We start from the raw sequence: 261 nt of genomic DNA, 5'->3' as shown, positions 1-261 counted from the left end.
ACCTTGGCCTTGATCCAGTCCGGCTTGCGCTCCACCGGGACGGCCGCGTTGCGCTGCTCGATCCGCAGCATCTTCCGGCCTTCGGGTGCCAGTGTCATGGTTGCTTCCTTAGTTCGTGGTTCTTGCCGCGGTTTGCTGGCTGTCAGCATTCGACGACGTTGACGGCGAGGCCGCCCATGGCGGTTTCTTTGTATTTGTCGCTCATGTCCTTGCCGGTTTCGCGCATGGTGATGATGACTTCGTCCAGGGAGACGCGGTGCG

Annotated in this window: 1 protein-coding gene; it reads right to left on the bottom strand. The window is 61.3% G+C overall.

Going from position 1 to position 261, the window contains the following annotated elements; all coding sequences use genetic code 11:
* Positions 1-142: 142 nt before the first annotated feature.
* The coding region (locus AC5RUO_RS20045) for an L-serine ammonia-lyase, iron-sulfur-dependent, subunit alpha (RefSeq protein ID WP_494012257.1) at positions 143-261 on the bottom strand (119 nt) is incomplete at its 5' end.

It is taken from the genome of Arthrobacter sp. Y3221087 (assembly GCF_059089905.1).
This window is presented reverse-complemented; position numbering and strand designations above follow the sequence as displayed.